Consider the following 4,147-nt stretch of genomic DNA (forward strand, 5'->3'; position numbering starts at 1 on the left):
GCCAGGCGGATCTGGCCGGTGGCGGCGGCGGCCTGCTTCTCCTCCAGCCGCAGCGCCCGGCCCTTGAGGCCGAGATGCTCGCGCCCCGCCGCGATCGAGCCGGAGGAGACGATCACCACCTCCTGCCCCCGCGCCCGGCAGCGGGCAACATCGTCGGCCAGGGCGTCGAGCCAGGCGCGACGCAGCTGTCCCGTGCGTTGATCGACCAGCAGGGCCGATCCGACCTTGACGACGATGCGGCGGGCCTGGGTGAGGAAAGCGGTCATGACGGCATTCGGCGGGCAGAGGACAGGGGCCTCTTCCTACCGCCTCGGCCCCCACAGGGATAGCCGTTCTGCGACGCGGCGGCGCGCCCCCTCCCCGCCTTGCACCGCGGTGGCTATCATCCGGCCGCGACGGATGCCGCCGGGTTGGTCCCGCCGGATTTCGCAACGGAGGCAGCCCCATGACCGAGGACGCGACCATCCTGCTGTTTTCCTACGGCACGCTGCAGCAGGAGAACGTCCAGCTGGCCTCCTTCGGCCGCCGCCTCGACGGCGCGCCGGACGCGATGCCGGGCTATCGCAATTCGATGCTCGAGATCACCGACCCCGAGGTGATCCGGACCAGCGGCAAGCGCTTCCACCCGATCGTCGAGCCCAGCGGCAACGCGGCGGACGAGGTGGCCGGGACGGTGTTCCGTATCACCGCGGCCGAGTTGGCCGCCGCCGATGCCTATGAGGTCTCGGACTACAGGCGCATCCTGGTCCGGCTGAAATCCGGCGCCGAGGCCTGGGTCTACGTGAAGAACTAACCCTCATCACGGCGGACGGGCGCACCCCTTCGTGAGAGATGATGTAACATTGTAATATCTTGTCATCGAACTGAAGAAAATTGGGAGCCAGGGTCTGAAACTCGCCTGCCGATTCGTTGATGCCCAGATTGGAAAGCTAGAAAATCCTCCGGTTCTTCATTCCCTGTTGCTAGCTTGACAGCTCCCTGCGCAAGAAACAGCCAGATTCACGGCAGCGTTCCCAATGCATCAATGGCATGCGGGTATGCCAAATGGATCGCGGAGTGCGGTCTCATCGGCGATCCGTCTTGGAGTTGGCTGTCAGACCGGAAGACTCTTAGTCGGAGTCGGTCGGCGCCCAGGGGTTGATCTCGGCCGGCTCCGGCACCGGCTGTGCCGGCGCCGGGCGGCTGGCGGCGACCTGGGCCCACAGCAGGCGCAGCACGTCCTGCACCCCACCGCCGGTGGCGCCGGACAGGGTCACCAGCTTGGCCTTCCGGCCGGCCGCGGCCTTCAGGGCCTTCTGCCGTACGGCCAGGGTTTCCTTGTCCAGCGCGTCGATCTTGTTCAGGCCGACGATCTCCGGCTTGCCGGCCAGGCCGCCGCCATAGGCCTTGAGTTCCTCGCGCACCACGCGATAGGCCTCGGCCACATCGTCCTGCGTGCCGTCGACCAGGTGCAGCAGCACGCCGCAGCGTTCGACATGGCCGAGGAAGCGGTCGCCCAGCCCGGCACCCTCATGCGCGCCTTCGATCAGGCCGGGAATGTCGGCCAGCACGAATTCATGATCGTCGGAGCGGACCACGCCGAGATTCGGGTGCAGCGTGGTGAAGGGGTAGTCGGCGATCTTCGGCTTGGCCGCGGTGGTGGCGGCCAGGAAGGTCGATTTGCCGGCATTGGGCAGGCCGACCAGCCCGGCATCGGCGATCAGCTTCAGCCGCAGCCAGATCCAGCGCTCCTCACCCGGCCAGCCGGGATCGGACCGCCGCGGCGCGCGATTCGTCGATGTCTTGAAATGGTGGTTGCCGAAACCGCCGTCGCCGCCCTTGAGCAGCCGCACACGCTGGCCGATCTCGACCATGTCGGCCAGGATGGTTTCCTTGTCCTCGTCCAGCACCTGGGTGCCGGCCGGGACGCGCAGCACGCTGTCGGCCCCGGCGGCGCCGAAGCGGTCGGAGCCCATGCCGTGATGGCCGCGATCGGCCTTGAAATGCTGCTGGTAGCGATAGTCGATCAGGGTGTTCAGCCCGTCCACCGCCTCGATCCAGACATCGCCGCCGCGGCCGCCGTCACCGCCGCTGGGGCCGCCGAATTCGATGAACTTCTCGCGTCGGAACGCGACACAGCCATTCCCGCCGTCGCCGCTCTTCAGGAAGATCTTGGCTTCGTCGAGGAACTTCATGACCGGACCGCTCTCACCCGCACGCTGCTGACCATCTCAGGCCCAGGCGCCGACCCTGCCGGATCGCCACCCTCTCTTGTCGCACCAAACGCGAAACGGGGGAATGGTCGCCCATTCCCCCGTCTCCCGAACCCATGCCTCTAGCCCCCGAGGGAGCGAGGCTTTACTCCGCAGCTTCCGCGTGCTCGGCGATCGTCACCGTCATGCGGCCACGGCTGAGCTTGAACTGGACCGTGCCGGGGACCAGCGCGAACAGCGTGTGGTCCTTGCCGATGCCGACATTGACGCCCGGATGAACCTTGGTGCCACGCTGACGCATGATGATGTTGCCCGGAACGGCGGCCTGGCCACCGAACAGCTTCACACCGAGGCGCTGACCGGCCGAATCACGACCGTTGCGCGACGAACCACCAGCGTTCTTATGTGCCATCTCTCGATCTCCTCTTTACGCGCCGGCGATGGCGGTGATCTTGAGCACCGTCAGGTCCTGACGATGACCCTTCTTCCGGCGATAATTCTGGCGGCGCTTCTTCTTGAAGATGATGATCTTCGGGCCGCGGGTCTGCTCGACCACCTCGGCGGTCACCGAGGCGCCGGCGATCACCGGCGTGCCGATCTGGATGGCGGTGTCGCCGCCGCCGAGCATCAGCACCTCTTCCAGCGTGACGGACGCGCCCGGCTCAGCGTCGAGACGCTCGACGGTCACAAATTGGTCCTGGGCGACCCGGTACTGTTTCCCACCGGTGCGGATGACTGCGAACATGGTCAGGCTGCCGTCGACTAGGAGGACGACCTTGCGGACAATCCTCAGGTGATCAAAAACGCATACGGGCACCGGCCGAGACGGCGGCACCCGTTCCGTGAACGCGGCACTATAGTCAGGCACGGTCCGCTGTCAACGACGGAATACCACGGGAGGGCCCGGCGAACGGCCGGAACCGGGACCTGAAAATCGCTGCGTTCCATGCTTGCATGGCCGAACGCTCTCGACTATGGTCCGCGCCGACCACGCGGAGGGGGTTCCCGAACCACCCGCCGCGCCTCACGGAGAGGTGCTAGAGTGGTTGAATAGGACGGTCTCGAAAACCGTTGTGTCTGCAAGGGCACCGTGGGTTCGAATCCCACCCTCTCCGCCATATCTCTTCAAATTGCAGTCGATCCGTCACCCAGGCTCCCCGGTCGCGGGGAGATTCGGCTGCCGAACACGTCCCAAATCACCGAAGCAGCTGCTGCAGGATATTGCCATGATCGTTCCGGTCATGGTCCCGCCCCTGGTGCCGATCATCGCGACGGCGGTCATGGCGGTCGTGCCGATGATCCCGATGGTCGCCGCGCCGCCAGTCGCGGTCGTGCCGGTGGTCGCGGTCGGAGCGCCAGACATGCGGCTGGTTGATGTTGTTGGCCGCGGCGGGGCCGGACGACAGGGCAATCGGCGCTGCAACCGACAGGGCCAGGGCCAGGATGGCCGCCTTGATCGATCGGGTCATGAGCTGTCCCCTGCAATGGTGCGTGCCATTGGTAGACACGCGACAGAGCAAAATAGTTCCACATCCGCAATGATAAAGGGGCCGTCGGGTAGAGAGGCAGGCCTTTGAGCCGGCGGCCTAGGCCCGGCCGACCGGCCGGCCGCCGCGCCAGCTCAGATATTCGTATTTCGGCCGCAGCAGCTCCATGTCCCGCTCGAACTCCGCCAACGTGTAGCTGGTCTCGGGCATCGATTCGCCTTCGGGCAGCAGTGGCTGTTCCGGGTCGATCGCGGCGAGCATGTTGGCGACGTCGCCGTGGCTGGACGGCTCGCTCGGGTCATAGGCTTCGCCCTCGTCGATGTGCAGCTCGGCCGCGGCGCTCTTGAGCAGCCACAGCTGCCGGCCATCCGGGGCCCCGCCGCCCTGCCAGCGGGCCAGCCAGCCTTCAAGCTGCTTCATGACGTAGCGCAGTTCGTCGTCCCGGTCGTCGGCGGCCATGGCTTTGCC

Annotated in this window: 7 protein-coding genes and 1 tRNA gene; 2 read left to right on the forward strand and 6 right to left on the reverse strand. The window is 66.5% G+C overall.

Features of this window, described 5'->3' with window-relative positions; translation table 11 throughout:
* A partial coding sequence (locus AC3XYG_RS41805) for an amino acid kinase family protein (RefSeq protein WP_489145835.1) occupies positions 1-266 on the reverse strand: 266 nt, incomplete at its 3' end.
* A 179-nt stretch (positions 267-445) separates the two neighbouring features.
* Here AC3XYG_RS41805 and AC3XYG_RS41810 point away from each other — a divergent pair.
* Positions 446-793, forward strand: a complete 348-nt coding sequence (locus AC3XYG_RS41810; RefSeq protein WP_489145836.1) for a gamma-glutamylcyclotransferase family protein — start codon at positions 446-448, stop codon at positions 791-793.
* Between the two features lie 316 nt (positions 794-1,109).
* On the opposite strand, the gene obgE is transcribed toward AC3XYG_RS41810, so the two are convergent.
* From obgE to rplU, 3 genes are all read right to left on the reverse strand, one after another.
* The gene (obgE, locus tag AC3XYG_RS41815) at positions 1,110-2,174 is read right to left on the reverse strand and encodes a GTPase ObgE (protein ID WP_489145837.1); all 1,065 of its coding nucleotides are present in this window, start codon (positions 2,172-2,174) and stop codon (positions 1,110-1,112) included.
* 163 nt (positions 2,175-2,337) lie between these two features.
* Positions 2,338-2,604 (reverse strand): 50S ribosomal protein L27, encoded by a 267-nt coding sequence (gene rpmA, locus AC3XYG_RS41820; protein ID WP_489145838.1) that lies wholly within the window; start codon positions 2,602-2,604, stop codon positions 2,338-2,340.
* A gap of 15 nt (positions 2,605-2,619) precedes the next feature.
* Positions 2,620-2,937 (reverse strand): 50S ribosomal protein L21, encoded by a 318-nt coding sequence (gene rplU, locus AC3XYG_RS41825; protein ID WP_489145841.1) that lies wholly within the window; start codon positions 2,935-2,937, stop codon positions 2,620-2,622.
* A 283-nt stretch (positions 2,938-3,220) separates the two neighbouring features.
* Between rplU and AC3XYG_RS41830 the strand changes: the two genes are divergently transcribed.
* Positions 3,221-3,310 (forward strand) — tRNA-Ser (locus tag AC3XYG_RS41830).
* 78 nt (positions 3,311-3,388) lie between these two features.
* Here AC3XYG_RS41830 and AC3XYG_RS41835 read toward each other — a convergent pair.
* Both AC3XYG_RS41835 and AC3XYG_RS41840 read right to left on the reverse strand, forming a co-directional pair.
* Complete coding sequence (locus AC3XYG_RS41835; RefSeq protein WP_489145839.1) at positions 3,389-3,661, reverse strand: hypothetical protein; 273 nt, start codon at positions 3,659-3,661, stop codon at positions 3,389-3,391.
* 117 nt (positions 3,662-3,778) lie between these two features.
* The coding region (locus tag AC3XYG_RS41840) for a hypothetical protein (RefSeq protein WP_489145840.1) at positions 3,779-4,147 on the reverse strand (369 nt) is incomplete at its 5' end.

The organism is Inquilinus sp., from assembly GCF_057815775.1.

Bases quoted from the DNA above. Each gene is read 5' to 3' on its own strand.
- AC3XYG_RS41810 (WP_489145836.1), top strand. From the start codon at position 446: ATGACCGAGGACGCGACCATCCTGCTGTTTTCCTACGGCACGCTGCAG.
- obgE (WP_489145837.1), bottom strand. From the start codon at position 2,174: ATGAAGTTCCTCGACGAAGCCAAGATCTTCCTGAAGAGCGGCGACGGC.
- rpmA (WP_489145838.1), bottom strand. From the start codon at position 2,604: ATGGCACATAAGAACGCTGGTGGTTCGTCGCGCAACGGTCGTGATTCG.
- rplU (WP_489145841.1), bottom strand. From the start codon at position 2,937: ATGTTCGCAGTCATCCGCACCGGTGGGAAACAGTACCGGGTCGCCCAG.
- AC3XYG_RS41835 (WP_489145839.1), bottom strand. From the start codon at position 3,661: ATGACCCGATCGATCAAGGCGGCCATCCTGGCCCTGGCCCTGTCGGTT.